Here is a 24,538-nt window from a genome sequence, read left to right as displayed (position 1 = left end):
CCTCTAGACCCGGCCCAGGGCAAAGCCCTTGGCCACGTGGTTACGAACAAACCAGATCACCAGCATGCCCGGCAGGATAGTCAACACCCCCGCCGCCGCCAGCACGCCCCAATCGATACCCGAGGCCGACACCGTGCGGGTCATCACCGCCGCGATGGGCTTGGCATTGACCGAGGTCAGCGTGCGCGCCAGCAACAGTTCGACCCAGGAAAACATGAAGCAGAAAAACGCCGTCACCCCGATGCCGGAGCCGATCAGCGGGATGAAAATCTTCACGAAGAACTTGGGAAACGAGTAGCCGTCGATGTAGGCGGTTTCGTCGATTTCCTTGGGCACGCCGGACATGAAACCCTCAAGAATCCACACCGCCAGCGGCACGTTGAACAAACAATGCGCCAGCGCCACCGCGATATGGGTATCGAACAGGCCGATGGACGAATACAGCTGGAAAAACGGCAGCAAAAATACCGCCGGCGGCGCCATGCGGTTGGTCAGCAGCCAGAAGAACAGGTGCTTGTCGCCGAGGAAACGGTAGCGCGAAAACGCGTAGGCTGCCGGCAACGCCACACTCAGGGAGATCACCGTGTTCAGGCTCACGTAGTAAAGCGAGTTGAGATAGCCGGTGTACCAACTCGGGTCGGTGAAGATCACCTTGTAGTTGGCCAGGGTGAAATCCTGCGGAAACAGGGTCAGCCCGCCGAGGATTTCGGTGTTGCTCTTGAAGGACATGTTCAGCAGCCAGTAGATCGGCACCAGCAGGAACAGGATGTAAACCAGTAGCGGAATAACTTTGCGTTTGCTCATGTTGGCGGCCTCAGCGGTTGGCGTCGGAGTGGGTCATGGCGGTGTAGAACAGCCAGGACACCAACAGGATGATCAGGAAGTACACCAGGGAAAACGCCGCCGCCGGGCCGAGATCGAATTGGCCCACGGCCATCTGGGTCAAGGTCTGACTCAGGAACGTGGTGGCATTACCCGGCCCGCCGCCGGTGAGTACGAACGGCTCGGTGTAGATCATGAAGCTGTCCATGAAGCGCAGCATCACCGCAATCAACAGCACGCTTTTCATCTTCGGCAGCTGGATATGTCGGAACACCGCCCAGGCCGATGCGCGATCGATGCGCGCCGCCTGGTAGTACACGTCCGGAATCGCGCGCAGCCCCGAGTAGCACAGCAGCGCCACCAGGGATGTCCAGTGCCACACATCCATCACCAGCACGGTGACCCAGGCGTCCGCCGTGTTGGCCGCGTAGTTGTAGCTGATGCCCAGGGCATTCAGGCTATAACCGAGCAGGCCGATATCGGCGCGCCCGAAGATCTGCCAGATGGTGCCGACCACGTTCCACGGGATCAGCAAGGGGATCGCCAGCACGATCAGCACCAGCGACGACCAGCGCCCCTTGGTCGGCATGGTCAGGGCGATGGCGATGCCCAGGGGGATTTCGATCAGCAGCACACAGGCCGAATAGATGAACTGGCGCAGCAGCGAGTCATGCAGGCGTGGGTCGAGCAGCACCTGTTTGTACCAGTCGGCGCCGACGAAGTAGCGGCTGGACTGGTCAAAAATATCCTGCACCGAGTAGTTGACCACAGTCATCATCGGGATCACGGCACTGAACGCCACCAGCAGGAACACCGGCAGCACCAGCCACCAGGCCTTGTTGTTCTGCACCTTGTTCATGGCAGCACCTCCAGCAGGTAATCATCGGCGTAGAGCATCAGCCATTGCGCGGGGAAGCTGATGCAGGCGCGGCCTTCGGGCACTGGTTTGTCTTCGGCCAGGCGCACTTTGAGCGTGGCGCCGTCGAGGTTGAGGGTCATGATCTTGTAGGTGCCCAGGTCTTCCACGTGGGTGACGTCGGCCTGCAGGGCGTCAGGGTTGGGCTCGTCCCACACGTGGATGAACTCCGGACGAATACCCACCTGCAGCTTTTTGTAATCGGCGGCCTCGAGGCGTCGCTGCAAGGCTTCGGACAACGGCAGGTGGGTGCCGGCAAAGCGCACCCCGCCCGCCTCGGCCTGCACCTCAATCAGATTCATCCCGGGGCTGCCGATGAAATAGCCGACAAAGGTGTGGCTGGGGCGCTCGAACAATTCACGCGGCGTGCCGAACTGCACGATCTGCCCGCCGTACATCACCGCGATCTTGTCGGCGAAGGTGGAGGCTTCCAACTGGTCGTGGGTGACGTAGACCATGGTGATGTTGAACTGCTCGTGGATCTGCTTGAGCTTGCGCCGCAGTTTCCACTTCAGGTGCGGGTCGATCACCGTCAGCGGCTCATCGAACAGGATCGCCGAGACGTCGTCGCGCACCAGGCCACGGCCCATGGAGACTTTCTGTTTTTCGTCAGCGGTCAGGTTGCGGGCCTTTTTGCTCAGCAGGTTCTGCAGGTCAAGGACTTCGGCGATTTCCTGCACCTTGCTGTGAATTTTCGCCTCGGCCATGCCCTGGTTGCGCAGCGGAAACGCCAGGTTGTCGAACACCGTCATGGTGTCGTACACCACCGGGAACTGGAACACCTGGGCGATGTTGCGCTTCTCCGGGGTGAGGTCGTTGACCACCTGGGTGTCGAACAACACCTGGCCCTCGGACGGGCTGAGCAGGCCGGAGATGATATTGAGCAGGGTCGACTTGCCGCAGCCCGACGGCCCGAGCAAGGCGTAGGCACCGCCCTGCTCCCACACGTGATTCATTTCCCGAATGGCGTAGTCTTCCGGCCCATTCGGCGTCGGACTGTAGCTGTGCGCCAGGTTGCGCAAATGGATCTCGGCCATCAGGCAACCCTCGCAATACGGCGCCCGGGGGCCTGGACCAAACGGCCCTGGCCATCGAACACAAACAGTTTATGGGTGGGGATATACACGCGGATCGGCGCGTCGACGTCGTACTCATGCACCCCCGGCAAGTGCAGCACCAGCAGGAAATGTTCGCTGCGCACGTGCAGGAAGGTTTCCGAACCGCTGATTTCGGCGACTTCCACGGTCACCGCCAGTTCCAGGTCATCGTCGTTGCTGGGTACCAGGCTGATATGGCTGGGGCGCACGCCGAAACGGAATTCGCCTTCGCCGATGGGACGCAGGTCGACATTCAGCGGAAAGTGCACGAAGTTGGCGAAGCTCACTTCATTGCCACTGATGCGCCCCGGCATCAGGTTGATCGGCGGCTCGGAAAACAGCTCGGCCGCCAGCACCGTCTGCGGCTGGTGATAGACCTCGGCGGCCTTGCCGCTCTGGATCACCCGGCCCTCGTGAAGAATGGTGGTGGTACCGCCCAGCGCCAGGGCTTCGTTGGGTTCGGTGGTGGCGTAAATGGCGATGGTGTGGCGCGCCTTGAACAGCTCGCGCATTTCCTGGCGCAGTTCCTCGCGCAACTTGTAGTCCAGGTTGACCAACGGCTCATCGAACAGGATCAACTCGGCGTCCTTGACCAGGGCCCGGGCCATGGCCGTACGCTGCTGCTGGCCGCCGGACAGTTCCAGCGGGTGGCGTTGCAGGAATTTCTCGATACGCAGCATCCGCGCCGTTTCCAGCACCTTGCTCTGGATCAGCTCATTGGACACACCGGCCTGGCGCAAGGGCGAGGCGATGTTCTCGAACACGGTCATGGTCGGGTAGTTGATGAACTGCTGATAGACCATCGACACGTTGCGCAGGCGTACCGGCTTTTGCGTGACATCCACACCGTTCATCAGGATGCGGCCGCTGTCGGGCTTGTCCAGCCCGGCCATCAGGCGCATCAGGCTGGTCTTGCCGGACAGGGTGCGACCGAGCAATACGTTGAAGGAACCGGGCTCGAAACGCAGGGTGGCGTCGTCGATCCAGGTTTGGCCTTCGACGACGCGGGAGACATGTTCCAGGGTCAATGACATGACACGACCTTTTTATTATTGGAATGAATCTGGCCAGTTGTCAGAGCGAGTTTCGTGCCAAGGATGGCAGGTGATTGATTCACAAGGGAATGGGCTCAGAGGCATGTTCAAGCGTGAATAAAATGAACAGTTCAGGCTGAACAATTGAACAGATTTGCAGTTGACAATGAACAGTTGTGAACAACACTTTATGGGCGATGAAGATCAAATGTGGGAGGGGGCTTGCCCCCGATGGCGGTACATCAGTAACGGAAGTGCTGACTGATACACCGCTATCGGGGGCAAGCCCCCTCCCACATGGGTCTGGTTACATCCGTTGAATTGTGTAAGCCCAATAACAATAAAAAGAAGGTCGCACCATGGCCGAACCACTGGCTCACGACACCATCATCCAGGACTCCTGGCGCCGTTGCCGAGCGTTCGGGCTGGATCACCAAAGCGTCCCCAGCTTCGATCAATTGCCCGCCGAGGGCATTCGGCAGTTGCTGGAGAGCCAGCATTCACTGGTGCAGACCACCCACCAGGAGGTGCTGCCCTACTACGAAAACATCCTGAGCAATTCCAACTGCCTGATCATGCTCGCCGACAACCAGGGCCAGGTCCTGACGTCGTGGGGCACCCAGCGGTTTATCGAACCCGGGCTGGCCCGTGGTTTCAGCGCAGGCGCCAGCTGGATGGAGCGCGCCAGCGGCACCAATGCCATCGGCACCGCCCTGGCCTGCGCCCAGGCGGTGCATATCGAACACGACGAACACTTCCTCAAGGCCAATCGCTTCATGACCGGTTCGGCGGCGCCGATTTTCGACGCCCAACGCGAGATCATTGCGGTGCTGGATGTGTCCAGCGACAGCTACCTGCCGCCCTCCCACACCCTGGGCATGGTCAAGATGATGAGCCAGACCGTGGAGAACCGGCTGATCCTCAACCTGTTTCGCGGCGAGCATTTCCAGCTGACGTTCAACACCGGCCTGAGCAACCTCGACAGCCAGTGGGCGGGCCTGCTGATCTTCGATGAAAGCGGCCAGGTGCTGTCGGCCAACCGCCGCGCAGACAACCTGCTGGGCATCAGTTTGTCGCGGGTGATGATCGACAGCTTGTTCAAGGTGTCGCTGCTGGAGTTGTTGAATCAGCCGCAGGGGCTGCCGTTTTCCCTGCAGGCGCCGGGACGCAATCGTTTCCAGTGCCTGCTCAAGCGGCCCAGGCAGACGCCGGTACAGGCGCGGGTGTTCAATCAGCCTGCGCCGTCGAAGCCGACCGCCGTCAGCCTCAACACCCTGCATTTTGGCGATGCGCGCGTGGAGAAAGCCGTGCGCCAGGCCGAGCGCCTGCTGGAAAAGGATATTCCGTTGTTGATCCACGGCGAAACCGGCGTGGGCAAAGAGGTGTTCGTCAAAGCCCTGCACCAGGCCAGCTCCCGCAGCCGACAGGCATTGATCGCGGTGAATTGTGCGGCGATTCCGGCCGAGCTGGTGGAATCGGAACTGTTTGGCTATGAAAAAGGCGCGTTTACCGGCGCCAATCAAAAAGGCAGCATCGGCCTGATCCGCAAGGCCGACAAGGGCACCCTGTTTCTCGATGAAATCGGCGATATGCCGTTACCCACCCAGGCGCGCCTGCTGCGGGTGCTGCAGGAGCGGTGCGTGCAACCGGTGGGCAGCGGCGAGGTGTTCGCGGTGGACTTGCGCATCATCTCGGCGACCAACCGCGCGCTACGGGAGTTGGTGCAGGCCGGGCGCTTTCGTGAGGATTTGTATTACCGCATCGGCGGCCTGACCCTGGAACTGCCGCCATTGCGCGAGCGCAGCGACAAGCAGGCGCTGTTCCAGCAACTGTGGCAGCAACACCGCGAGCCCACCCAGTGGGCCGGGCTGAGTGGCGAGGTGCTCAAGCTGTTCGACCATCACCCGTGGCCGGGCAATTTGCGGCAGGTGAGCAGTGTGTTGCAAGTGGCGTTGGCGATGGCCGAAGAACAGCCGATTCGCCCGGAGCACCTGCCCGATGACTTTTTTACCGACTTGAAACAGGCGGCGCCGCTGCCGCGCCGCGAACGCCTGGATGACAACCTTGACCTCAACCAACGCCTGGCCGCCGCGGGCGGCAACATTTCCCACCTGGCGCGGGAGCTGGGGGTGAGCCGAAATACCCTCTATAAGCGCCTGCGCCAGCACGAAGGTTGATTCAGCGCCAACGCCACGACACGCCGGTGTAAACACCACGCCCGTCAGCGGGTGTGGAACGGGCTGCGTCCATGCCTTTGTCGTCGTAACCCGGCGTCACGGTGTTGGCATAACGCCGATTGGTCAGGTTGCGCAGATCGACCCAGGCTTGCCAGTCCTGCCGGGGCGCGTCGTAGCCGAACGTGGCGCCAAGGGTGGTGTAGGCCGCGGCGTAATAGGAGTTGGCGTAGTCCACCGCCACCCGCGAGGCATGCTCGGTGTTGAGGCTGGTGTAGAAACCGCTCGGGTGGCTGTAGCGCAGTTGCGCCTGGTAATAGTGCCTGGGGATGCCGGGCAAGGTGTTGTCGCCGAAACGATCATCGTCGCGGTAGTGGAAGTCATTGAAGGTATAGGCCTGACGCAGCGCAAGCCGGCCATGGCGGCCGCCGTCCCACAACGGGCTGAGCAGGCTCAGTTCCACGCCTTGGTGCACGGTGGGGCTGGCATTGGCTTCGGCGACGATGGCACTGGCGGTCGCGGTCTGGGCCTGGGTTTCCACGGTCAACAGTTCGTGGCGCACTTCGGAGCGGTAGAGCGCCAGGTCCCATTGGCCAAGCCAGGCCTCGCCGCGCCCGCCGATCTCCAGGGTGGTGGCGGTCTGGTTCTTCAGGCTGACGCCTTCGCGTGCCAGCCCATTCGCAGGGCCAGCGTTGAAGTATTTATTGGAACCCCAGATCATCGACCAGGCGTGCGGCGGCTCGACCGAACGGCTCAGGTTGGCATACACCTGCAATTGCGGGGTGAAGTCATAGCGCAGGCCGATGCGTGGCGCGTAGTCCCAATCGTGCTGACGCGTCGGTGCCTGGCCGTCCGGATAGGTGACCTGGGTTTCGCGGCGGGTATAAATCGCGGCCACGCCAGTGCTCAGCCACAGGTCGGGGACCAGCTCCAGCTCGTTGCCGATATGCAGCACCGTGTCGGAGCCCAGGTAGGTGTAGTCACGGGTCTTGGTGCCGGGCGCATAGCCCGCCGTGTTGCCGGCCGGGACGCGCACATACTCGGAGGCGCCATTGTTGGGCATCGCCTGGGTGGTGCGCAGACCGAGGGTGGTGGTGCTGGCGTGGCCGAACAGGCTGTCCTGGCGAATGTAATTGAGCGTGCCACTGATGTCGGTGTAGGCGACTTTCAGGCGATTGGTGCCTTCACGCAGGTCCATCGGGTAGTCGTGATAGGCCAGCCCGACCTCGACGCGGGAGGCGTCATCCAACTGCAGGGTGGTCTTGTTGGCAAGCCAGGTGGAACCCGGTTGCAAGCGTTTGGAATCACGGGCGGCGTTGAGGCTGTTGGCGGCGCGCGGGTCATGGCTGATCTGCCCGCGGGTGAGCTTGCCCGGCGTGTCATTGGTGGTTTCGCGGTAGCGCAGATAGAAGCGCGTTTCCAGGTTGGGGTTGAAGCGATAGCCGAAGTTGGCCGCGATGCCCTTGCCCGTCCCGGCACTTTGCCGCTGGTAACCGTCGGACTGCGAATCGGTGAGGCTGATGTAGTAATCGGCATCACCGAGCACCTGGCCGGAACTGATTTCACGCTGGACGTAACCCCGGCTGCCCGCCTCATAGCGCACTTGCAGTTTGGGCGCGTCATAACCGGTGCGGGTCACATAGTTGACGGCGCCGCCCAGGGCCAACGCGCCCTGATCGAAACCGTTGGCGCCGCGCAGCACTTGCACCCGGCTCTGCCATAACGGGTCCTTGAGTTCATAGGGCGTGCCGCCGGGGCCGGTCAGCGGCAGGCCGTCGAACATTTCATACAGCCCGGAGGCATGGGAACCCGGGCTGCGGTTCAAGCCCGAACCGCGAATGGACAACTTGACCCCTTCGTTATTCGCCGCCTTGGCGTACACCCCGGCCTGATACTTGAAGACATCCTCGTTGGTGCTCACCCGCCCCTGCTGCACGCTGTCCATGTCGATGAAGTTGGTACCGCCGGGCACGCTGTTGAGCTGTGCCTGGGCGATCTCGCCGGCGCTGGCTTCGGACGCGGTGACTTCGACCGGCGCCAACTGCAGGTCTTCGGCCTGTACCAGTGAACTGAGGGTCAGGGCGGCGAACAGCAGCGGGGGTTGGCGCAACAGCATGGGCAGGTCCTTGAAATACGGGAGCGTGCATGGCAATGCCGGCACGCGAGCAGTCATGGGAAGGCTCCCACACCCGCCAAGTCACGGACGTTTCCCACAACCGTATAGGACCAGGATTATTTAAATGAAAAACCAGTGATCAATCGCTGCCCCGCTTGCCCGACCATTCCAGCGTCTGCATCAGATCGTCAGCGTCGGAGCCGACGGGAAACCTGAAACCGTACATCTGATCGGTGGCCAATATGTCGGCCAGCGTGTCGCATAGCTGCGCCTCCGTCGGCGCGTCGCGCAGCAGTTTGTGCGCGGGTATCAGCACCTCCGAAGCGACCCCTTGGACACTCGCGGCGTCGATGACGGCAAACAGGATAAATCGCAGGCGGATTTCGCGATCAGTAGGCCAAACCGTTTTTCGCTTACCCAAGGTAGGCCCTCATGTTTAAGAAAAGTCCGAGGCTAGGGCCGACCGGGGGCAGGTTTCAAGCGGTCGAGGGCATGATAGGCAACTTCCTACAGAGGAAAGGGACGCACCGTACCGATTAATCGTTCGTTGGAACCGGCGTGTCACTGCACAGGCAAGAAATTCATCAGCAGCAGACTTTGCGCGTAGTTGAGGCCAATGCGTCGGTAGCGCTCATCGAGTATCTGGGTCAGCAGGTCGAGGCGCGCGACAATCTTGCCGAACTCGACGGCGAAACTGAGGTTGCTGCCCTCCTCTGATATCTCATTGGAAAACAGCAGCAACACGCCATTGGCGTCCTGGCGCTGGCCGAGCAGCCAGGTGGCTTTCTCGATATTACGTGCGGCATTGCTGACGAACTGCGGGTTGATGGAGTCGGTCACGTAAAACTGCGTGCGCCCACCGTGGGCGGTCACGAGCATGCTGCCGATCGCGTAGATAAACGCCCCCACCCGATCCCCGCGAAACTCCGGGCTCAAGGAATAACTCAGGGCCGCCAGGTCACGACGCTCCCCCAGCGCTGGCAACGGCTGACGGTTTTCGATCGCCTGACGAATAGTCCGCGCAGCGGTCACCGCATCCGGGTAACCGGACCGGCGCCACTGGCTGGGGTTGCGCAGGTACAGCTTGCTCATCAGCAGATAGAGACTTTGAAGGTTGTCGCGCATGCCCAGGGTGGCCATGCGATCCACGCTGGTTTGAAAAAACTCATCAGGCTTGCCGTCGCTGAACTGCCTGGCGATGTCACGCCCCTGCTGCTGGCTGCAGCCAGTGGTACACAACGCTAACAGTGCAGCCAGCAACAGCGGCCAGCGGGTGATAAAAGCAATTGACGTTCGATCCATCGGCACCGGGTCTATGGCTGTTGGCCACCCGCAGGAATCGGGTGGCTGGGACAGAGGTAGATCAGGAGAATGGAAAAAAGTGCAGCCCCACGGGTTCAGATAAGCAATGGACTACAGGGCGTTGCGACGATGGCTTTCAGAACGCATCAATCGCCGCTGTAGAAAATTTGAATTAGCGAGTTGCCCTCTCGGTCAAGAATTATGAACGCAGTCAATCTGACGAGGTAAGCGAAATGACTATCCAGGCAGAAACACTCGTACAACTGACCCAAGCCCTGAAAGAGCGTGGCCTGAATCTGGTGTCCGACGTGCACTTCACCCGTGCGCCCTACCGGCACAATCACCGCTGGATCTGCACCGTAGAGTAGAGAATCGTTTTGCGCCGATTTCAGTCTGGCGTCAGTGTTCCAGGATGACCACGCCGAGCTGTTCAGCTGAACACGGAACGTCTCCATCAGAGGCGATCGGTCTGCAAGGCGTGCGTTGACGTGGACAACGCCCGTGAATCAAAGACTGCAGCCCCCGGCAGGGCCTGCCAGACGGCGGGGCCGGCGGCAATTTCCTCGGCACTCAGCAGGCAGGTGTCGAGCGCGCGTTGCAGTGCGGGGATGTCCAGATCCTGGCCGATGAAGACCAGTTCCTGGCGACAATCGCCGACAATGCTGTCCCATTTGGCCATGATGCCCTGCAACCGATAGTGGTCCTGCGGCCATTGCGCCGGGTCGATGAAATTCCACCAGCGGCCGACATAATCCCACTGAAACTGCCTGCCGCTTTGTGCCAGCAGACCGGTTTCCTGATGTCGGCTGGCGAGCCAGAAATAACCTTTGCTGCGCAACAGGCGTCCGTTGCTCCAGGGACGGCTGAGAAAGTCGAGCAGGCGCTGCGGGTGAAAAGGTGCGCGCTCGCGGTAGACCCAGGACGTCACGCCATAGGTGTGCGACTCGGAGGCCGCTGCGTCGCCCTCCTCCATCTGTTTCATCCAGCCCGGTGATGCCGCAAGGCTGGGTAAATCGAACAGGCGGGTTCCGAGAATGCCGGCTAACGCGGTGTTGCCGTGGGCCATCGGCACGATCCGCGCGCTGGGGTTCAGGCCCGCCAGGATCGCCTGCACGGCCTGGTAACCCGGCGCATCGAGCAGGTCCAGTTTGTTGACGAGAATGACGTTGGCGTACTCCACCTGCTCGATCAGAAGATCCGCCAGAGGCCGCCTGGTCGTGCCTTGTGCGTCGTCGCGGGCGACGGTGTCGGATGACTCCAGCAACCCCTGGAAACGGCTGCCATCGACCACCGTCACCAACGTATCAAGCCGTGCCAGTTCGCTGAGGCTGAAACCGTCGGCGTCGAGAAAGGCGAACGTTTCCGCGACCGGCATCGGTTCAGAGATGCCGGTGGACTCGATGAGCAGGTAATCGAAACGCTGCTGACGTGCCAGGGCGCTGATCTGCTCCAGCAGATCGGCGCGCAGCGTGCAGCAGATGCAACCGTTGCTCATCTCGATCAACTCGTCGCGCCCCCGGTGCAGCGACACATCGCGCTGCACCTCGGCGGCATCGATGTTGACCTCGCTCATGTCATTGACGATGACCGCCACCCGCAGGCCTTCGCGGTTGCGCAGGATATGGTTGAGCAGCGTGGTCTTGCCGGCGCCGAGGAAACCGGACAGCACCGTCACCGGCAGTCGGCCTGTCAAGGCGTCGTCCGTCATGCGCTCACCGTGCCGTCGGCGTGGTCCAGATAGCTTTCGAACAGGTCGACCACCACCAACCCCTCATCGGCCGCATCGCCCCACAGGTCTTTCACGCGAAACTCGACGTGGTAGGTCGGCTGATGCGCCGCACGCGTATCGCCATGGCCAATCGCGTCCGGGAATGGCCATTTTTCAGCCGTGCGGTGCAGCACCACGCCCGTCTTGCCGCGCACGTAAGCCGGCATGCGCACATGCCCGGCCACGTATTCGTTTCGCACCACCACCCGGTCGCCCACTTCGAAGGGGGCGCGGCCGGTGAGTGCCGCACGCCCACTCGACCGGGCAGGGTTTGCCAGCTTGAAATGAGACCCCAGGGCCTGATCAAGCTCCGCCTGGGTGATGACGCCTTTCTCGACCAGCAAGGTTGCGGTCGCAATCACATAACGCTCGTAGTACTGGGTACCGACGTGCTGGCGAACGTCCAGGCGTTCGACGGCATGGCGCACTTCGTCCACGCTGAACATCTTCAAGTGATCGGCACCGATGAACATCAGGCTGTAGGCCAGGTGTTCCCAGTCCTGCTTGAACACCGGTTGGTAGCTCAAGCTGTTGATGGTGTGGGGGACTTTTCCAAAGCCCTGGAAACCGCCGAGATCGTGAAAGCCATCCATACTGAAACCTCCGGGAATTGAACGATAAGGGGCTGGGCTCAGCCAACCCGAGGCAAGGCGACGCCAATCAGCACGTCCTTGGTGACCAGTGCCTGAAGCTGCTCTTGCGTCATATGCTCGGTGCCTTCAGGTCTCATCGGCACCACCAGGTAACGGGTTTCGGCGCTGGTGTCCCAGACCTTGACCACCACGTCGGCGGGCAGCTCAGTGCCCAGTTCGCGTAACACGGTGCGCCCTTCCCGGACCAGGCGTGCGCGGAACTCAAAGCCCTTGTACCACTCGGGCGGCAGGCCCAGCACAGGCCAGTTGGTGCAGGAGCACAGGCTGCACACAATGACGTTCTTGATGCGCGGCGTGTCTTGCAGCGCGACGATGTACTCGCCCTGCGGGCCGGTATAACCGAACTGCGCGCACGCGGCGGTGCCGTCCTCGAGCAACAGCGCGTGGAACTGCGGGTCGACCCAGGCCTTGGCGACCACCCGGGCGCCATTCTGCGGACTCCATTCGTGCGCCATCAGTTGCGTCATGTGTTCGATGTAGCCCTCGGGGATCAGGTCCTTTTGCTTGAGCAGCTGCAATAACGCCTGCGCACGTTCGCCCGGGGTTGATGTGGTTTTTTCAAGGGGGGTCATCGGTGAGTTCCTCATCATTGAAGGTCGAAGCAGCGCCTGGCGTTGTGGTTGTTGCGCTGCACGGGAGCGGCTAGGCGGTTTTCCAGTCGACGGCCGCTTCGAACGCGGCGGCCGCCTGGTAGATCGTGCCTTCGGCGTAGTGTTTGCCCACGAGCATCAGCCCGACCGGCAAACCGTCCACCAGGCCACAGGGAATCGACATGGCCGGATGGCCGGTAATGTCCTGGGCCGAGGCGTTGCCGATCATTTCCAGGGCGCGGGCCACGTAATCGGTGATCGAGCAACCCGGTTCCGGGTGGGGTTGGGCAATGATCGGCACGGTGGGCATCACCAGCAGGTCATAACGGGCCAAGGCCGCGTCATAGCCGGCGCGCGCCAGGCGCCTGAGGTTTTGCGCCTTGGCGTAGTAGCGCCCGTTGTAGCGCTCGACCCCGTACTGGCCGACGAACATGCACAGCTTCAGGGAGGCGGACAGCTCATCCGCCTGCTCGCGCCATCCGGCCTGCTTGTCCAGCAAGGCGAGGTCATACAGCCCCTGCCAGTTAAACCCGGCGCCATTGCCGTGCATCATCTGCATGGTCAGGCCTTCGCAACCGATCGGGTGCCACAGCGAGCCTGCAATCCGGTGTTCGGCCACCGACACGTCTTCGACCTGTGCACCCAGTTGCTCGAACCGGGTAATGGCCGTGCGCACCGAGGCGGCGACACGCGGGTCCTGGTTGGCCAGTTCGAAGCCTTCGCGCAGCACACCGATCCTCAGCCCTTGCACGCCACGCTCCAGGTAATCGCTGTAGGTGTCGACCCGCGGCGCGGCCTGGCGCGGGTCGAGGCCGTCCGCGCCGGCCATGACTTCCAGCATCAAGGCGTTATCGCGCACTGTTGCGGTAATGGGGCCGGCGTGGTCTAGGGTTGCTTCGATGGCCATGATGCCGGTGTACGGCACCAGGCCGTGGGTCGGTTTCATGCCGTAGGTGCCGCAGAATGCCGAAGGGATGCGGATGGAGCCGCCTTGATCGCCGCCCACCGCCATATCGACCTCGCCCGCGGCCACCAGCGCCGCGCTGCCGGAAGACGAGCCGCCCGAGGCATAGCCCTGGCGGTAGGGATTGTGCACCGGCGCCGGATCGGACGTGTGGCTGCCGCCGGACAAGCAGTAATGCTCGCAGGTGGCTTTGCCGAGGATGGTTGCGCCCGCCTCCAGCAAACGGGTGACAACGGTGGCATCGAACGACGGCACAAAGCCCTCCAGGGGCTTGGCACCGTTCATCATGGGCACGCCGGCCAGTGAAATATTGTCCTTGAGCGCAACCGTCTTGCCTGCCAGTTTGCCTTCACGGGCACCGCTGACTTCGGTGCGGTAATACCAGGCGTTAAGCCGGTTGTGCGCCGCCGACGGGCGATAACCCACGCTGCGCTCGTAGCGCGTCGGCGGAATGAAATCGGGCAGTTCGTCGATCAGGTCATAAGCGTCAAAGCTCCCCTGCATCAGGGCCAGGTATTCACTGGCTTGCTCGGGGCGAAGCTGCATGTGCAAGCGACTCGCAATGTGCTGCAGTTGCTCAAGAGTGGGGCGAACGATTGCCATGGAGGGCAGTCCTTATCGTTGGGTGGCCTGGCGCTCAAGATAATCTGCGCCAGTGGGCACAGGCTTGGTTGAAACGGACAGCGACTTGGCTGGGCCGGACACCCCGCGCAACCATCGAGGGCAGCCGGCCACTGGCGTGCAAGACGGCGACCTTAAAACACGCGGGCGTAGCGCAGGTTCATGCGGAAATCTTCCCGGGGCCCGTTATCCACCGACAGATCCTTGCCCAGTTGCAGCTGGATCTGGTCCTGGGCGGTGACGAACTTGGTGGCCGTCAGCCGGAAGTTGGTGGTGCCCAGCTCGTTATCCTGGTTGACGTGCTCGACGTTGGTTTCACCGCCCCAGGTGCGTCCAAAACCGATCCCGAAGGTGGTGGTGGCGTCGGGCATATAGCGCCCCATCAGCTGCGCTGCGTAGGAAACATCCTGCTTGAGCCGGTCGGCATTGGCACCGTAGTCGGTGTTGTCGCCATACCAGGTCGCGCCCCCCACCACGTCCACCGCCCAGTGTGGCGTGAAGTGCTTGACGTAGGCGCTCTGCAGTTCGAATTTCCAGCGGTTCTCACCGATGTTCAGCCCGTCATCCTTGTCATAGGTGCCCGTTGGGACGAAGACGTAGGGCGCAATGCTCAGGGTGTCGCGGGCGTCGTTGAAGCGCCACTTCACCGGTGCGGTCAGGATCAGGTCGCCAATCCCGCGGGTACTGCCCAGCGCCGAGGCGTCACCGGCGCTGGAGACATGTCCGAAGGGCAGCAGGAATTGCGGGTCGATGGTGACCGTGTCGCTCAGGGCGTACACATGCAGCAGACGCAGGATGCCGACATCCGAATTCAGCCTGAAATCCGAACTCGCCTTATGCCCCTTGGCGTAGGCCGAGTCCGTGGTGGAGTGCTGGTAATAGAGCGCACCGATAGTCGCGCCAACGGGGTATTGCTCATAGTCGCCGGGGGCGACCTCAACGGCGTGCGCGGGGAACACCGGCAATACCGTGGTGAGTGTGAGCAGGCGGAGCTTGTTCATGGTGTATTCCTCGCAAACGGGTGCCGTGCCACCTGATGAGGTGGCAAGCCGGTGAAGTCAGGGCTTTGCGTGTGGCCAGGCTCAGGCGGCTGCGGTTTGCGCGTCGCGCAGCATTCCGGTGTGGGGATGACAGTTGATGTATTCGAACAGTTGGCTCTTGGCGTCCGACACCGACACTTCGTGGTACAGGCGTAACTTTTTCAAACCCGCAGCCACACGGAAGAACGTCACGAAAATGCGCAGATGGGTCGGATGCGACTCGGCCCAGCGTTCGAGTTTCTCCACCGAACGCCAGTGGCCGATGTTGTAGCTCACATCCAGGAAGTTGCCGTCCAGGTCGATATTGCGCACGAACCGGTTGCTGTAGCAGCCCAGGGCCTGGCCGTTGTCACGCAGGAAATCCATGCCGTCCTGCAGGGTCGGCAGGATTTCGTCCAGATACAGCGAGCGCTCGTCCGCCTCGGCATCCGCCCAGTCCTGGCCCGAGCGAATCAGCGTGAGGTTGTCATGCCCCATGATCACCACCCGGCCACCCTTGGCCGGATCACCGGCGACCACTTGCAGTTCGCTGGTGGGCTTCATCCAGTCCGTCTGGGAGATCGGGAAACGGTCACGCATCGAGCCCCAGTAACCGTGTTCCTCGATTTCGCCGCTGGTCGAATCCATGACGGCGCCGACGCCGGGCAGGTTGTCCTGGAAGGCATACAACGTCTCGAACTGTTCGGCGCGCGGTGCACTGATTTCACGGAAATAGCCAAGGCCGTCATTGAGCCGGTCCGGTGAGGCCCACCAGTCGTTGACCGGCGCCGAGCGCAACCAGCGGCAATACGCGCCGGGGTCTTTCCAGTAGCCAACGACCATCAGGTTGTCAAAGCCGCTGTTATCGGTGTGGTGGGTCAAGTCATGGGTCTGCGGGCCGTCGGCCAGGCTGAAACTGCCGACGATATGACGCATGGCTTGCAGCGCGGCTTCGCGCTGGGCCTCGCCTCGATACTGCACGCCGAGATACGCCATCACCACTTGTTCAAGCTGCTCGTCTGCGCGGGCGACCCACATCGGGAACGGTGGTTGATACTCCTCGGGCACCCGGCGCGACAGGCTGCGTGGGCATTTGAGATGGGTGTCGATTGCAGATTCCATAGTGAGCTCCTCGTTATTTTCGTTCAGGCCTGCGGATGGGCGGTATGAGCGGCTGCGAGGTGCAAATTAGACCGGGACGACCAGGGGTCGCTTGGCTCGTCGAGACAACCGTTTGGTTGGACAAGACAGGCGGCGGCCGCCGGGCCGACCGTGATCGGCGATGGTGCATGCGTACTTTCGGTGGGCATGCCCGGGGCGAACTCCCCCCCCTGCGGTTACAGATAAGCGAGGCGGCAGGCACACAAGGTCCCGTGCAAACGCCTGGCCTGCTAATTGCTTGCCAAAAAACGCCCGTTACCCCTTCTCGAGCCCGCTGTACCGAGGTCCGTGCCATGAACCCGAGCACTCACTATTCGACCCTTGCCGTTCCTGCGCCCCGTCGCTTTGATTACTGGAAAGAAGTGGTCTGCCGCCACTGTCTGGCGGCCGACAGCAAACCCTTGTCCCAGAGCAGTTTTGATGGCGCCCTGACGGTCAACACCGTCGGCGATCTGGACCTCTGTTCGCTGTCCTCGCCGTTGCATTATTGGGAGCGATCCGAGCGGCATCTGCGCAGCGGTCCGGCGGAAGACTTATGGCTGGGTTTCGCCCGAAATGGCCATGGTCAAATTGAACAAGGTGCACGCAAAGCCAACCTCGCAGCGGGGAATTTGTTTCTTTACGACGCAACCCAGGCGTTTCGCTTCAGCTTCGGTGGTACCGAAAATCACTTGGTGCGTATTCCGCGGGCCTTGCTCACCGAGCGTCTGCCGCGCATTGCGCAATACACCGCGATGGTCCTCGACGACCGTCGCCCGGGGGTCATCCCCTTGCGCGAAATGCTGCGCCAGGCCGCGAGCACGCCGACGTCGATGCAGGATGAGCACATCGCAAAGCGTTATGCCGCGACATTGCTTGACCTGCTGGTGATCAGCCTTGAGCTGCAGGACCTGACAACCACCCACCAGGAACTCGACCTGTACGGCCGCATCATGCAGTACATTCAACGGCACTTGACCGAGCCGGACCTGTCGATTGAAGTCATCGCACGGGCTCATCATGTATCGACCCGCACCGTGACGCGCGCCTTCGCACGCTACCAGAAGACCCCCGTTGCAGAGATCTGGAAAGAACGGCTGAACGCCAGCCGTGAAGCGATCGAACGCGGTCAGGTGCGCAGTGTGTCCCAGGCGGCACTGGACTTCGGGTTTTCCGACTTCTCCCATTTCAGCCACGCGTTTCGCAAGGCATTCGGTGTGGCGCCGAACACGCTGTTGCACCGCGGCTGAGGCGCACGGCTGTCATCTTCGGCACGGCCGCCCCTGAGCGCCTGCGCTTGGATAAACTGCCCCCGTCCCCCCTCCAGCAGAATCTGCGCGATTAGTAATCGCGCAATTATTTAGCGCGCCTATTATCTCAATTCATTCTTTTGTATTCCTGAATGTGCACCTGCCCCCCAAGCTGCGAGTGAGCGTCACTGCGCCGCGTGGATGTTTTGTCCGCGCTCCACAAATGGACGTGGAGAAGCCACGCCACTGAATCCCGGCCCCCGGAGGCCTTTATGAAATTAAGATCCTTGAATATCGCGCGCAGGGCTTTCGTCTGCTTTGGGCTGATCACACTGCTGCTGATCAGCCTGGCAGGTTTCTCCTATGTACAGATCGATCACCTGCGTAGCGCAGAGCAGGACATCGAGCAAAACTCACTGCCCAGCGTCCAGGTCATTGACGATATTCAAATCGCCCTGCTCCACGCGCGCCTTGAAAGCATCCGCATGCTTTCGAGTACGACCAGGGAGGTGCATGACAAATCGCAGTCATTGGTCGAAGACGCCATACAGGCACTTCAGTCGAAGACCGCGTTTTACCGTGAACACCTCATCTCCGGCCAGCAGGATGAAATCCAGTTTGCGAAGACCATCCAGGCGATGAATGTATACATCGACGGCCTCAAGCAAGTGCTTGCCCTCGATAATTCCGATCATGACCAGGCTGTTGTTTTTGCGAACACCGAGCAGGCGCAGCGAGCAATCGCCTATCAGGATCAGCTCACCATCTTGCGTGAGCAGAATGGGCGTCAGGCGGTGGAGTCCGGCGAAGAGGCGACAGCGGTATACACCCATAGCGTGAGCGTGCTGATCTCGGTACTGGTCGTCGCATTCATCCTGACAATCGTCTTGGCGAGCTTGTTTACCAGAAGCATTGTCAGCCCCATCAACTCCTCGCTTGAGTTGGCGGAAAATATAGCGTCTGGCGACCTCACCCACGACCTTGAAGTGACAGGTTCGGATGAAGCCTCGCGCTTGATGCAGGCACTCAATCTGATGCAGAACAACCTCAGGAGCACCATTTCAGAAATCTCGGGAGCGTCTGCTCAACTGAGTACCGCCGCCGTTGAAATGACCTCGATCACCGAGAGTGCCGACCGCACCCTGCAACAGCAGAACAGCGAAATAGAGCAAGCGGCCACCGCCGTCACCGAAATGAGTGCGGCGGTTGAAGAGGTCGCCAGGAATGCCAACTCCACCTCCGAAGCGGCCATGCAGTCCAGCGTCTCGGCTGATCTGGGCAACCAGAAAGTGACTGAAACGCTGACGGCAATGCGTGGACTGACGGAACTGGTAGAAGTCTCGTCAGGCCAGGTAAAAGAACTGGCGGGCCAGGCTCAAGACATCTCCAAAGTTCTCAGCGTGATCAGGGCGATTGCCGAGCAAACGAACCTGTTGGCATTGAATGCCGCCATTGAAGCGGCACGTGCAGGCGAGCAAGGCCGTGGTTTTGCGGTGGTGGCCGATGAGGTTCGGGCCCTGGCGCACCGCACCCAGACCTCGACCCAGGAAATCGAACAGATGATCTCCGCGATTCAGGCCGGTTCTTCAGCCGCCGTCGAGTTGATGCAAAAGAGCACCTCAGAGGTGTACACCACCCGAGATACCGCAGAGCAAGCAGGCCACTCGCTGCGCCAAATCATCGATTCGGTACTGGAAATCAACGACCGTAATATCCAGATTGCAACCGCTTCCGAGGAGCAGGCTCACGTAGCGCGCGACGTGGATCGCAGCCTTATCAGCATTCGCGACCTGGCCATCCAGAGCACCGAAGGCACCCGCCAGACGTTGATGGCAAGCAATGAGTTGTCGCGCCTGGCCGTCAACTTGAACGACTTGGTGCTGCGGTTCAAGACTTGAAGCTGGATCAACACCGATCACAGGCAAAAAAAATCCCGCAGAGCAGCTGGCTCGCGGGATTTCTCTTGGATGTTTTGGCGTGCAACCCGGGATTTATTTAGCTTGGCGAAGCACAAGCTCCGACAGACGGGTCTTAACGCGGAAGCAGAACTCACGAATTTGAAATTGATAGGCAGGCATGACCATATAGTTCAAATCGGCGCCCAGTGAATCCTTAACTTCCATGTATTTAGCGGTCTTGCTGGCAATGGCCTGGTATTCGACCTCGTATTTCTCGTAAGAGGCCTTGTTGTAAACCTTCAGGACATCCAACTCTTTACGGCACTGCTCAGCGCGATTCTGGTTGAGTTTCGTCTCTGATTCCGGCTCTTGCTCCGGCTCTGCCGCCTGCGGTGCATAAGGCACTGCGGCGTAAGCACTGGCGTTCGCAGGTGCAGCCTCATATCGCGCAGGCGATTGTGCGGGTGCCGGAGTTGCGGCTTCAGGCGCTTCTTGCTGGACGACGGCAGGAGGTGGTGTCACTTCAGGTTTTTCTGGAGTTTTAATAGCGCATCCCGAGAGGGCAATCCCTAGCACTGCAACGATGCCACACATTTTATTCATCGGTTCCACCAACAGGTCATTTCGGTTAGCTGAGTCGTTAGGTTCTGGGTAAAAGCCATGACTCATTCAATGATCGAGCATGAATTTCTACCAGCCTCAAGGCGCTCAGCCGCTCTTCCTTGAGTACGCAGATTAACGATGGTAGTAAAAAAACAGCGAGGTGACGAGTAAAAGCTCGTCAGAAAGACCACGGATTTTATGGGGCAATGGCGCTGGCCGTCCCGGCGCTGCGCAATCGCGGGCAAAAAAAATCCCGCTGGGCGTTTAGCTCGCGGGAGTTTTTATGTGTTTGGCGGGAGACCAGGGATTCGAACGCTTGGAACGCTATTAACGTTCGCCGGTTTTCAAGACCGCTTTGTAAATTCAAGCGGGCCGACGTCCTGAAAGCCGTCGGCGTTCCATTACCCAAGGCAACCGATCAAGCTACGGACTCAGGCGGCTACCATAACGAATGCCAGGTAGTCCTCGAAGGTAAAGAGCTAGCAACAGCACTGGAACAAGAGGCCTACTACGGGGGCCGCTCTCTGCGAAAATTGCATCAATGAGACCGAACAGTACGCGAACGAGTGGGACCGCATCCAAAAGCAGTAAACCGCTAAGTGCAGCACACGCCAATTGTGTAGGAGTATGTGGGGAATTTAAAGGGATAGACCCGTAATTACGGGCTGTAACGCTCGTTCAAGGCAGGTTGCATAAATGCATAATGGGCATTGGATGGCATAGATGGGCGTAAGGATTGCCCCATTTTGGCCCCATGATACCGGACAGGCTTTTACTTAACGTCTCGTTGAAGGAGACCGCCTATGGCACACCGCTGGTATTCGTTCACTGCCTGGAGCACCGACTCAGCCTAACAGCATGCCTTCTGAGGTCAGCGAATTGAGTGATAGCTCAACAGCTCGCCATTTAATATAGACACAATAATAAGAAGCTCTGAAAATCCTTTCTTGAGAATTCCATTGAGATTTAAAACAAAAAAACACCAGCATTGGCCGGTGTTTTTTGTATATCTATCTATGGAAGTGCAGCATCAAGATCGAAACCTACCGTCTGGATTTCGCCTTTGATTTTGAATAATGATATGCTATGAAATTCATAAACCGTATCATTAGTTTTTAACTTAACTCTGTCTCCCACGATCTTCTTGACAGCATTTTCACTCTTAGTAACAAGAAAAGGAGTGCTATTTCTCGTCCTTTCCAAAGCTATCTCTTCGCTCGGCTGAATCTCCATGAGAAAATACCGATATACATCTCCATTGGTGGCCCCGCCGGACTCATACAATACTTCATAAATAGCACCACCTTCAGCAACTTTGGTGACTGAAATAACTTTTCTAGGATCTGGTCTGAATGGCGAGGACACAAAAATATACAACGCCTGCGCCAGACAAACAAGCAACAACCCCCAGACTAGCCATTTAATAACCCTTTGCTTTTGCATAATCTATCCCAAATTTAATCCAAACTTGATCAACAGGGTCATCGCCGTAAGGCGCTCCTGCCCACCACTCACCAAATTCCGTAGAGGATGTCCCAGCTACAGTTTGCGCAGCACCCGCCCCTCTTAGAAGAACTTGCTCTGGAATGCCCGCCGCGGTCCCTACGGCTCCATAATTGAAATTCCCGAAATCTGCATACTGGCGTCCTTGTTGTTTGTAGTCCCAAGGCCCTTTATTTCGGACTTTCATATAGAACCATGTGTACATAAAAGCAGAGCCGCTACTAGGATAATAGCTATCTTGTGCTTTTGTCTCTTGTAAATTTCCATCCAACCACACCCCTGGTGGAGCGATTGGATACTGGTTAAGTCGAACCTTTTCCCTAGCTTCGTTAAGTAGCCTAACGGGTTCTTGAAGCTTCCGCTTTAAAGCATTCAAATAATCGATTTCACGACTGATATATTTCGCAGCATACGCAGCCGCCAGTGATGCGTACCATTCTTTATAGTTCTTATCTGGAGGATAATTTGTCTTACTGCCGCTGATCGCATCAGAGATGAACCGGCTAGTTGGATAGCCAAAAAAATCATGACCATAGTAATACTTATCAGCAATTCCTTTCTGAGTCGTGTACGCCTGTGTTTTTTGAACAATAAGAGTGTCAATCGACTGAATATGCCTTTCAATTTTTTCGACTCCACTCTCAGAGCCTCCTGCACTCTGCTCTATTGAATAAATGCTTTGCGCGATAGCCGCAGGCATAGACTGAAGATTCGCTGCAAAAGCTGCCTCTTGATCCCTAACATTTTGGGCAATGATTGGTGGATATGTATTAAGTACGTAAGTACGCGTGGCAACGTTAATTAGCTGCCCTGTGTGACTGTGTGAAAAATCACTGTCAAGCCCCCCACCTCCGAATGTTTGAGGTTCATATTTATTAATAACGTTGATTTCAATATCTGGAAGATAAATTGTGCCGCTATTTGGCATAGTGATTTCCTTTTCGCTAGTCCAGTGTAAGTGCGCTGCAGATCACAGTAAAATGGGCGGCTTATTCTTCCGACACCTTACTGCTCTCTGACGAACGGTTTCAGGTTTTCGGCTCTTGTGAAGGCTCAACGGACAGAATCCCGTTTTCCGCGCCTTTGAGCTTGTCACACAACCACTGTATATCCATCCAGTCACGATACGCAACAAATAATGCATTTACGCATAAAAAATCAGCAAATGCTAGTGATTGGCATTCACAATTATGCATATAATGCCTGCCATTGAGCACGACATGGAAGCTCGTTCTCAACGCCGGTGCGTTTTTTCTGGATTATTAGGTTAGCGCTCGGGTCATGCCCAGTTGCAATAATATGATCCGAAGCCCGTGACTGGTTGCCGTTAACGTGAGCCATAAACGTCGCTGAATGCAACGCCGTGTGTTTTCAAACGCGAGTTGCTACACATAGCAGGCCCATCTGATCGACGCTTGAGACCATCAAAACAGCCCCCCCTAACTCCGCTGGCTCCCAGTTCATGATCACCAACTTTCCGCTGATCTCGGCCCTTCCCTGCCGTTGGTTTGTGGTGTTGTACCGAATGTCCACCATCTCAAAGTGCCCCCCCAAACACCCGCCGGATATCAGGGTGATCGTTGATGCTGACCATCACCTTGCCTTTGCAGCGCCGCATAAAGTCGGCCATGCGCTCGTAATTTTCAAAAGGAAAATCCACGCCATAGCCTGCGGTCTTCCAGTAAGGCGGATCCATGTAGTGAAAGGTGTGCGCACGGTCGTAGCGCTCAGCGCAGTCCAACCAAGGAAGGTTCTCAACGTATGTGCCGGACAACCGCTGCCAAGCAGCAGACAAATTTTCCTCGATCCGCAGCAGGTTGATGGCCGGCCCCGTGGTTGCATTACCGAACGTCTGCCCCATCACTTTGCCGGCGAAGGCATGGTGCTGCAGGTAAAAGAATCGGGCGGCGCGCTGGATGTCGGTGAGGGTTTCCGGACGGGTCATCTTCTGCCACTCGAACACCTGGCGGGAACTGAGCGCCCATTTGAATTGGCGCACGAACTCTTCCAGGTGGTTCTGCACGACCCGGTACAGCGTGACCAGGTCGCCGTTGATATCGTTAAGAACTTCAACAGGCGCTGCCTGGGGACGCATGAAGTAGAGCGCGGCGCCGCCGGCGAAGACTTCAACGTAGCATTCGTGTGGCGGCGAGTACGACTGACAGCCGCAGATCAGCAGTAGCCAGGCGATCACGCAGACGAGCCTGCTTGATTTGCTCATCGGTCAGTTCCTTGTGGTGATTTTGGTCTTTGTTCTGCAGGCTTTGCTCCAGGGCCAGGCGTTTATCCTGCTCGGTGCGCTGCTGAGTAGCAGACGCTTGGGATATCTCGTTGAGGGTGTCCGCCTACAGCCGGGCCTGGCGCTCCAACACACTGCCATAACGCCAGTCCTGCGCAGTCCAGACCAACGCCGCGGATCCGGCGGCGATCATCAGCAACAAGCCGCCGACGACAGCGATTCGAAACTGCGCAGGAATCAGATCGAAGAGGCGCATAACACTGCCCTCGCCCTGCCCCAAAGCTGCAGCCGATCCTCCAGGCCGTTGAGGCCGCCATTGATCCGGCGGGTGATGATGTTGAACTGATCCTGATCCGCGAGCGCATTCAGCCCATTCACCGACCAGAACCACGCCGCCGACTCTGCTGCCCATTGCGGCTGCTCGAGCAGCTCCGGTGTGCGCAACAATCGTTCATCGCCAAACAGCGCCAGGCTGCAGCATAGGTAGTTGTCGTGACCTGTGACCTGAATCAGGCCACGACCACGGTAGCACTGACCATCAGCATCGGCTTCCGAAGTGTTGCCGAGCTTGGCCGCCAGGGCGCCGGTGTCGTATTTGCTGAGGTACTGATCGCTGCCCAGCTCGCGTACGTATTGCAACTGGCCCGACTCGTGGCCGATCTGGGCGAGGAATGCGGCCTGGCGCTTGGGTGTATTGATCTTTCTGTTAATCATCGCTGCATTTAGAGCAGATACAAAAACGCCCGCTTGGCGGCGGGCGTTGGGCATGATTCGTTGAAGTTGTTGCTCGGTGATTGGCATGGCGCCTCCTGAGTTCATCGTCGCGGGT

At 59.2% G+C, this 24,538-nt stretch carries 22 protein-coding genes and 3 pseudogenes; 6 read left to right on the top strand and 19 right to left on the bottom strand.

The window, feature by feature from the left end; translation table 11 throughout:
* Nucleotides 1-3 precede the first annotated feature (3 nt).
* Genes BFP89_RS08300 through BFP89_RS08285 form a run of 4 tightly spaced genes read right to left on the bottom strand, consistent with a single transcriptional unit; the run spans nucleotide 4 to nucleotide 3,869 of the window.
* A complete protein-coding gene (locus BFP89_RS08300; protein ID WP_065885011.1) occupies nucleotides 4-804 on the bottom strand; it encodes a carbohydrate ABC transporter permease in 801 nt (266 codons plus the stop codon).
* Nucleotides 805-814: 10 nt separating this feature from the next.
* A complete protein-coding gene (locus BFP89_RS08295) occupies nucleotides 815-1,681 on the bottom strand; it encodes a carbohydrate ABC transporter permease (protein WP_003174635.1) in 867 nt (288 codons plus the stop codon).
* Nucleotides 1,678-2,775, bottom strand: a complete 1,098-nt coding sequence (locus tag BFP89_RS08290; protein ID WP_065885010.1) for an ABC transporter ATP-binding protein — start codon at nucleotides 2,773-2,775, stop codon at nucleotides 1,678-1,680. The genes BFP89_RS08295 and BFP89_RS08290 overlap by 4 nt, the downstream gene beginning before the upstream one ends.
* Nucleotides 2,775-3,869, bottom strand: coding sequence for an ABC transporter ATP-binding protein (locus tag BFP89_RS08285; RefSeq protein WP_065885009.1), 1,095 nt, complete (start codon nucleotides 3,867-3,869; stop codon nucleotides 2,775-2,777). The genes BFP89_RS08290 and BFP89_RS08285 overlap by 1 nt, the downstream gene beginning before the upstream one ends.
* 359 nt (nucleotides 3,870-4,228) lie before the next feature.
* On the opposite strand from BFP89_RS08285, the gene BFP89_RS08280 reads away from it, so the two are divergent.
* Nucleotides 4,229-6,046 carry a sigma-54-dependent Fis family transcriptional regulator gene (locus BFP89_RS08280; RefSeq protein WP_065885008.1) on the top strand — a complete coding sequence of 606 codons (1,818 nt, stop codon included), beginning with the start codon at nucleotides 4,229-4,231 and terminating at the stop codon, nucleotides 6,044-6,046.
* A gap of 1 nt (nucleotide 6,047) precedes the next feature.
* Here the strand turns inward: BFP89_RS08280 and BFP89_RS08275 are convergent, their stop codons facing one another.
* The 3 genes from BFP89_RS08275 to BFP89_RS08265 all read right to left on the bottom strand — a co-directional run bounded on the left by BFP89_RS08275 (nucleotide 6,048) and on the right by BFP89_RS08265 (nucleotide 9,461).
* Nucleotides 6,048-8,159, bottom strand: a complete 2,112-nt coding sequence (locus BFP89_RS08275) for a TonB-dependent receptor family protein (RefSeq protein ID WP_065885007.1) — start codon at nucleotides 8,157-8,159, stop codon at nucleotides 6,048-6,050.
* Nucleotides 8,160-8,298: 139 nt separating this feature from the next.
* Nucleotides 8,299-8,580 (bottom strand): hypothetical protein, encoded by a 282-nt coding sequence (locus BFP89_RS08270; RefSeq protein ID WP_065885006.1) that lies wholly within the window; start codon nucleotides 8,578-8,580, stop codon nucleotides 8,299-8,301.
* A 140-nt stretch (nucleotides 8,581-8,720) separates the two neighbouring features.
* Nucleotides 8,721-9,461 carry a hypothetical protein gene (locus BFP89_RS08265; protein WP_065885005.1) on the bottom strand — a complete coding sequence of 247 codons (741 nt, stop codon included), beginning with the start codon at nucleotides 9,459-9,461 and terminating at the stop codon, nucleotides 8,721-8,723.
* Nucleotides 9,462-9,694: 233 nt separating this feature from the next.
* Here BFP89_RS08265 and BFP89_RS29300 point away from each other — a divergent pair, with 233 nt between their 5' ends.
* On the top strand, nucleotides 9,695-9,829 hold the full coding sequence (locus BFP89_RS29300) for a hypothetical protein (RefSeq protein WP_256095189.1): 135 nt from the start codon (nucleotides 9,695-9,697) through the stop codon (nucleotides 9,827-9,829).
* A gap of 86 nt (nucleotides 9,830-9,915) precedes the next feature.
* On the opposite strand, the gene BFP89_RS08255 is transcribed toward BFP89_RS29300, so the two are convergent.
* The 6 genes from BFP89_RS08255 to BFP89_RS08230 all read right to left on the bottom strand — a co-directional run bounded on the left by BFP89_RS08255 (nucleotide 9,916) and on the right by BFP89_RS08230 (nucleotide 16,198).
* Entirely contained in the window at nucleotides 9,916-11,169 is a 1,254-nt protein-coding gene (locus BFP89_RS08255) for a GTP-binding protein (RefSeq protein ID WP_065885003.1), read from the bottom strand.
* Nucleotides 11,166-11,822, bottom strand: a complete 657-nt coding sequence (nthB, locus tag BFP89_RS08250; protein ID WP_065885002.1) for a nitrile hydratase subunit beta — start codon at nucleotides 11,820-11,822, stop codon at nucleotides 11,166-11,168. The genes BFP89_RS08255 and nthB overlap by 4 nt, the downstream gene beginning before the upstream one ends.
* 38 nt (nucleotides 11,823-11,860) lie before the next feature.
* Nucleotides 11,861-12,454 (bottom strand): nitrile hydratase subunit alpha, encoded by a 594-nt coding sequence (nthA, locus tag BFP89_RS08245; protein WP_065885001.1) that lies wholly within the window; start codon nucleotides 12,452-12,454, stop codon nucleotides 11,861-11,863.
* Nucleotides 12,455-12,524: 70 nt separating this feature from the next.
* Nucleotides 12,525-14,039 (bottom strand): amidase, encoded by a 1,515-nt coding sequence (locus BFP89_RS08240; protein ID WP_065885000.1) that lies wholly within the window; start codon nucleotides 14,037-14,039, stop codon nucleotides 12,525-12,527.
* 152 nt (nucleotides 14,040-14,191) lie between these two features.
* Nucleotides 14,192-15,058, bottom strand: coding sequence for a transporter (locus tag BFP89_RS08235; protein WP_065884999.1), 867 nt, complete (start codon nucleotides 15,056-15,058; stop codon nucleotides 14,192-14,194).
* An 81-nt stretch (nucleotides 15,059-15,139) separates the two neighbouring features.
* Nucleotides 15,140-16,198, bottom strand: a complete 1,059-nt coding sequence (locus BFP89_RS08230) for an aliphatic aldoxime dehydratase (RefSeq protein WP_065884998.1) — start codon at nucleotides 16,196-16,198, stop codon at nucleotides 15,140-15,142.
* A 332-nt stretch (nucleotides 16,199-16,530) separates the two neighbouring features.
* On the opposite strand from BFP89_RS08230, the gene BFP89_RS08225 reads away from it, so the two are divergent.
* The 3 genes and pseudogenes from BFP89_RS08225 to BFP89_RS29675 all read left to right on the top strand — a co-directional run bounded on the left by BFP89_RS08225 (nucleotide 16,531) and on the right by BFP89_RS29675 (nucleotide 19,364).
* On the top strand, nucleotides 16,531-17,466 hold the full coding sequence (locus BFP89_RS08225) for an AraC-like ligand-binding domain-containing protein (protein ID WP_065884997.1): 936 nt from the start codon (nucleotides 16,531-16,533) through the stop codon (nucleotides 17,464-17,466).
* Nucleotides 17,467-17,738: 272 nt separating this feature from the next.
* A pseudogene (locus BFP89_RS29680) lies at nucleotides 17,739-18,506 on the top strand (MCP four helix bundle domain-containing protein); the annotation flags it as partial.
* Nucleotides 18,483-19,364, top strand: a complete 882-nt coding sequence (locus BFP89_RS29675) for a methyl-accepting chemotaxis protein (protein WP_370671206.1) — start codon at nucleotides 18,483-18,485, stop codon at nucleotides 19,362-19,364. The pseudogene BFP89_RS29680 and the gene BFP89_RS29675, both read left to right, overlap by 24 nt.
* Nucleotides 19,365-19,457: 93 nt before the next feature.
* Here BFP89_RS29675 and BFP89_RS29295 read toward each other — a convergent pair whose 3' ends face one another.
* Nucleotides 19,458-20,033, bottom strand: a complete 576-nt coding sequence (locus tag BFP89_RS29295; RefSeq protein ID WP_256097330.1) for a hypothetical protein — start codon at nucleotides 20,031-20,033, stop codon at nucleotides 19,458-19,460.
* A gap of 140 nt (nucleotides 20,034-20,173) precedes the next feature.
* On the opposite strand from BFP89_RS29295, the gene BFP89_RS28390 reads away from it, so the two are divergent.
* The gene (locus BFP89_RS28390) at nucleotides 20,174-20,512 is read left to right on the top strand and encodes a hypothetical protein (RefSeq protein ID WP_141689057.1); all 339 of its coding nucleotides are present in this window, start codon (nucleotides 20,174-20,176) and stop codon (nucleotides 20,510-20,512) included.
* A gap of 469 nt (nucleotides 20,513-20,981) precedes the next feature.
* On the opposite strand, the gene BFP89_RS28385 is transcribed toward BFP89_RS28390, so the two are convergent.
* The 5 genes and pseudogenes from BFP89_RS28385 to BFP89_RS08195 all read right to left on the bottom strand — a co-directional run bounded on the left by BFP89_RS28385 (nucleotide 20,982) and on the right by BFP89_RS08195 (nucleotide 24,510).
* Complete coding sequence (locus BFP89_RS28385; RefSeq protein ID WP_141689056.1) at nucleotides 20,982-21,410, bottom strand: hypothetical protein; 429 nt, start codon at nucleotides 21,408-21,410, stop codon at nucleotides 20,982-20,984.
* The gene (locus BFP89_RS29670) at nucleotides 21,388-22,398 is read right to left on the bottom strand and encodes a polymorphic toxin type 44 domain-containing protein (protein WP_370671205.1); all 1,011 of its coding nucleotides are present in this window, start codon (nucleotides 22,396-22,398) and stop codon (nucleotides 21,388-21,390) included. The genes BFP89_RS28385 and BFP89_RS29670 overlap by 23 nt, the downstream gene beginning before the upstream one ends.
* Before the next feature lie 443 nt (nucleotides 22,399-22,841).
* A pseudogene (locus tag BFP89_RS08205) lies at nucleotides 22,842-23,664 on the bottom strand (DNA adenine methylase).
* Nucleotides 23,612-23,965: pseudogene (locus BFP89_RS08200) on the bottom strand (lysis protein); the annotation flags it as partial. The pseudogenes BFP89_RS08200 and BFP89_RS08205, both read right to left, overlap by 53 nt.
* The gene (locus tag BFP89_RS08195) at nucleotides 23,947-24,510 is read right to left on the bottom strand and encodes a glycoside hydrolase family 19 protein (RefSeq protein ID WP_065884994.1); all 564 of its coding nucleotides are present in this window, start codon (nucleotides 24,508-24,510) and stop codon (nucleotides 23,947-23,949) included. The gene BFP89_RS08195 and the pseudogene BFP89_RS08200, both read right to left, overlap by 19 nt.
* Between the last annotated feature and the right edge of the window lie 28 nt (nucleotides 24,511-24,538).

This window comes from Pseudomonas sp. 31 R 17, from assembly GCF_900004915.1.
Classification (GTDB): Bacteria; Pseudomonadota; Gammaproteobacteria; order Pseudomonadales; family Pseudomonadaceae; genus Aquipseudomonas; species Aquipseudomonas orientalis_A.
Note: the sequence above shows the minus strand (reverse complement) of the source record. Positions and strands in the feature narration are given on the sequence as shown.

What these genes read in the sequence shown, in the direction of transcription:
- BFP89_RS08300 (WP_065885011.1), bottom strand. Translation starts at nt 804, where the DNA reads ATGAGCAAACGCAAAGTTATTCCGCTACTGGTTTACATCCTGTTCCTG.
- BFP89_RS08295 (WP_003174635.1), bottom strand. Translation starts at nt 1,681, where the DNA reads ATGAACAAGGTGCAGAACAACAAGGCCTGGTGGCTGGTGCTGCCGGTG.
- BFP89_RS08290 (WP_065885010.1), bottom strand. Translation starts at nt 2,775, where the DNA reads ATGGCCGAGATCCATTTGCGCAACCTGGCGCACAGCTACAGTCCGACG.
- BFP89_RS08285 (WP_065885009.1), bottom strand. Translation starts at nt 3,869, where the DNA reads ATGTCATTGACCCTGGAACATGTCTCCCGCGTCGTCGAAGGCCAAACC.
- BFP89_RS08280 (WP_065885008.1), top strand. Translation starts at nt 4,229, where the DNA reads ATGGCCGAACCACTGGCTCACGACACCATCATCCAGGACTCCTGGCGC.
- BFP89_RS08275 (WP_065885007.1), bottom strand. Translation starts at nt 8,159, where the DNA reads ATGCTGTTGCGCCAACCCCCGCTGCTGTTCGCCGCCCTGACCCTCAGT.
- BFP89_RS08265 (WP_065885005.1), bottom strand. Translation starts at nt 9,461, where the DNA reads ATGGATCGAACGTCAATTGCTTTTATCACCCGCTGGCCGCTGTTGCTG.
- BFP89_RS29300 (WP_256095189.1), top strand. Translation starts at nt 9,695, where the DNA reads ATGACTATCCAGGCAGAAACACTCGTACAACTGACCCAAGCCCTGAAA.
- BFP89_RS08255 (WP_065885003.1), bottom strand. Translation starts at nt 11,169, where the DNA reads ATGACGGACGACGCCTTGACAGGCCGACTGCCGGTGACGGTGCTGTCC.
- nthB (WP_065885002.1), bottom strand. Translation starts at nt 11,822, where the DNA reads ATGGATGGCTTTCACGATCTCGGCGGTTTCCAGGGCTTTGGAAAAGTC.
- nthA (WP_065885001.1), bottom strand. Translation starts at nt 12,454, where the DNA reads ATGACCCCCCTTGAAAAAACCACATCAACCCCGGGCGAACGTGCGCAG.
- BFP89_RS08240 (WP_065885000.1), bottom strand. Translation starts at nt 14,039, where the DNA reads ATGGCAATCGTTCGCCCCACTCTTGAGCAACTGCAGCACATTGCGAGT.
- BFP89_RS08235 (WP_065884999.1), bottom strand. Translation starts at nt 15,058, where the DNA reads ATGAACAAGCTCCGCCTGCTCACACTCACCACGGTATTGCCGGTGTTC.
- BFP89_RS08230 (WP_065884998.1), bottom strand. Translation starts at nt 16,198, where the DNA reads ATGGAATCTGCAATCGACACCCATCTCAAATGCCCACGCAGCCTGTCG.
- BFP89_RS08225 (WP_065884997.1), top strand. Translation starts at nt 16,531, where the DNA reads ATGAACCCGAGCACTCACTATTCGACCCTTGCCGTTCCTGCGCCCCGT.
- BFP89_RS29675 (WP_370671206.1), top strand. Translation starts at nt 18,483, where the DNA reads ATGCAGGCACTCAATCTGATGCAGAACAACCTCAGGAGCACCATTTCA.
- BFP89_RS29295 (WP_256097330.1), bottom strand. Translation starts at nt 20,033, where the DNA reads ATGAGTCATGGCTTTTACCCAGAACCTAACGACTCAGCTAACCGAAAT.
- BFP89_RS28390 (WP_141689057.1), top strand. Translation starts at nt 20,174, where the DNA reads ATGGCGCTGGCCGTCCCGGCGCTGCGCAATCGCGGGCAAAAAAAATCC.
- BFP89_RS28385 (WP_141689056.1), bottom strand. Translation starts at nt 21,410, where the DNA reads ATGCAAAAGCAAAGGGTTATTAAATGGCTAGTCTGGGGGTTGTTGCTT.
- BFP89_RS29670 (WP_370671205.1), bottom strand. Translation starts at nt 22,398, where the DNA reads ATGCCAAATAGCGGCACAATTTATCTTCCAGATATTGAAATCAACGTT.
- BFP89_RS08195 (WP_065884994.1), bottom strand. Translation starts at nt 24,510, where the DNA reads ATGCCAATCACCGAGCAACAACTTCAACGAATCATGCCCAACGCCCGC.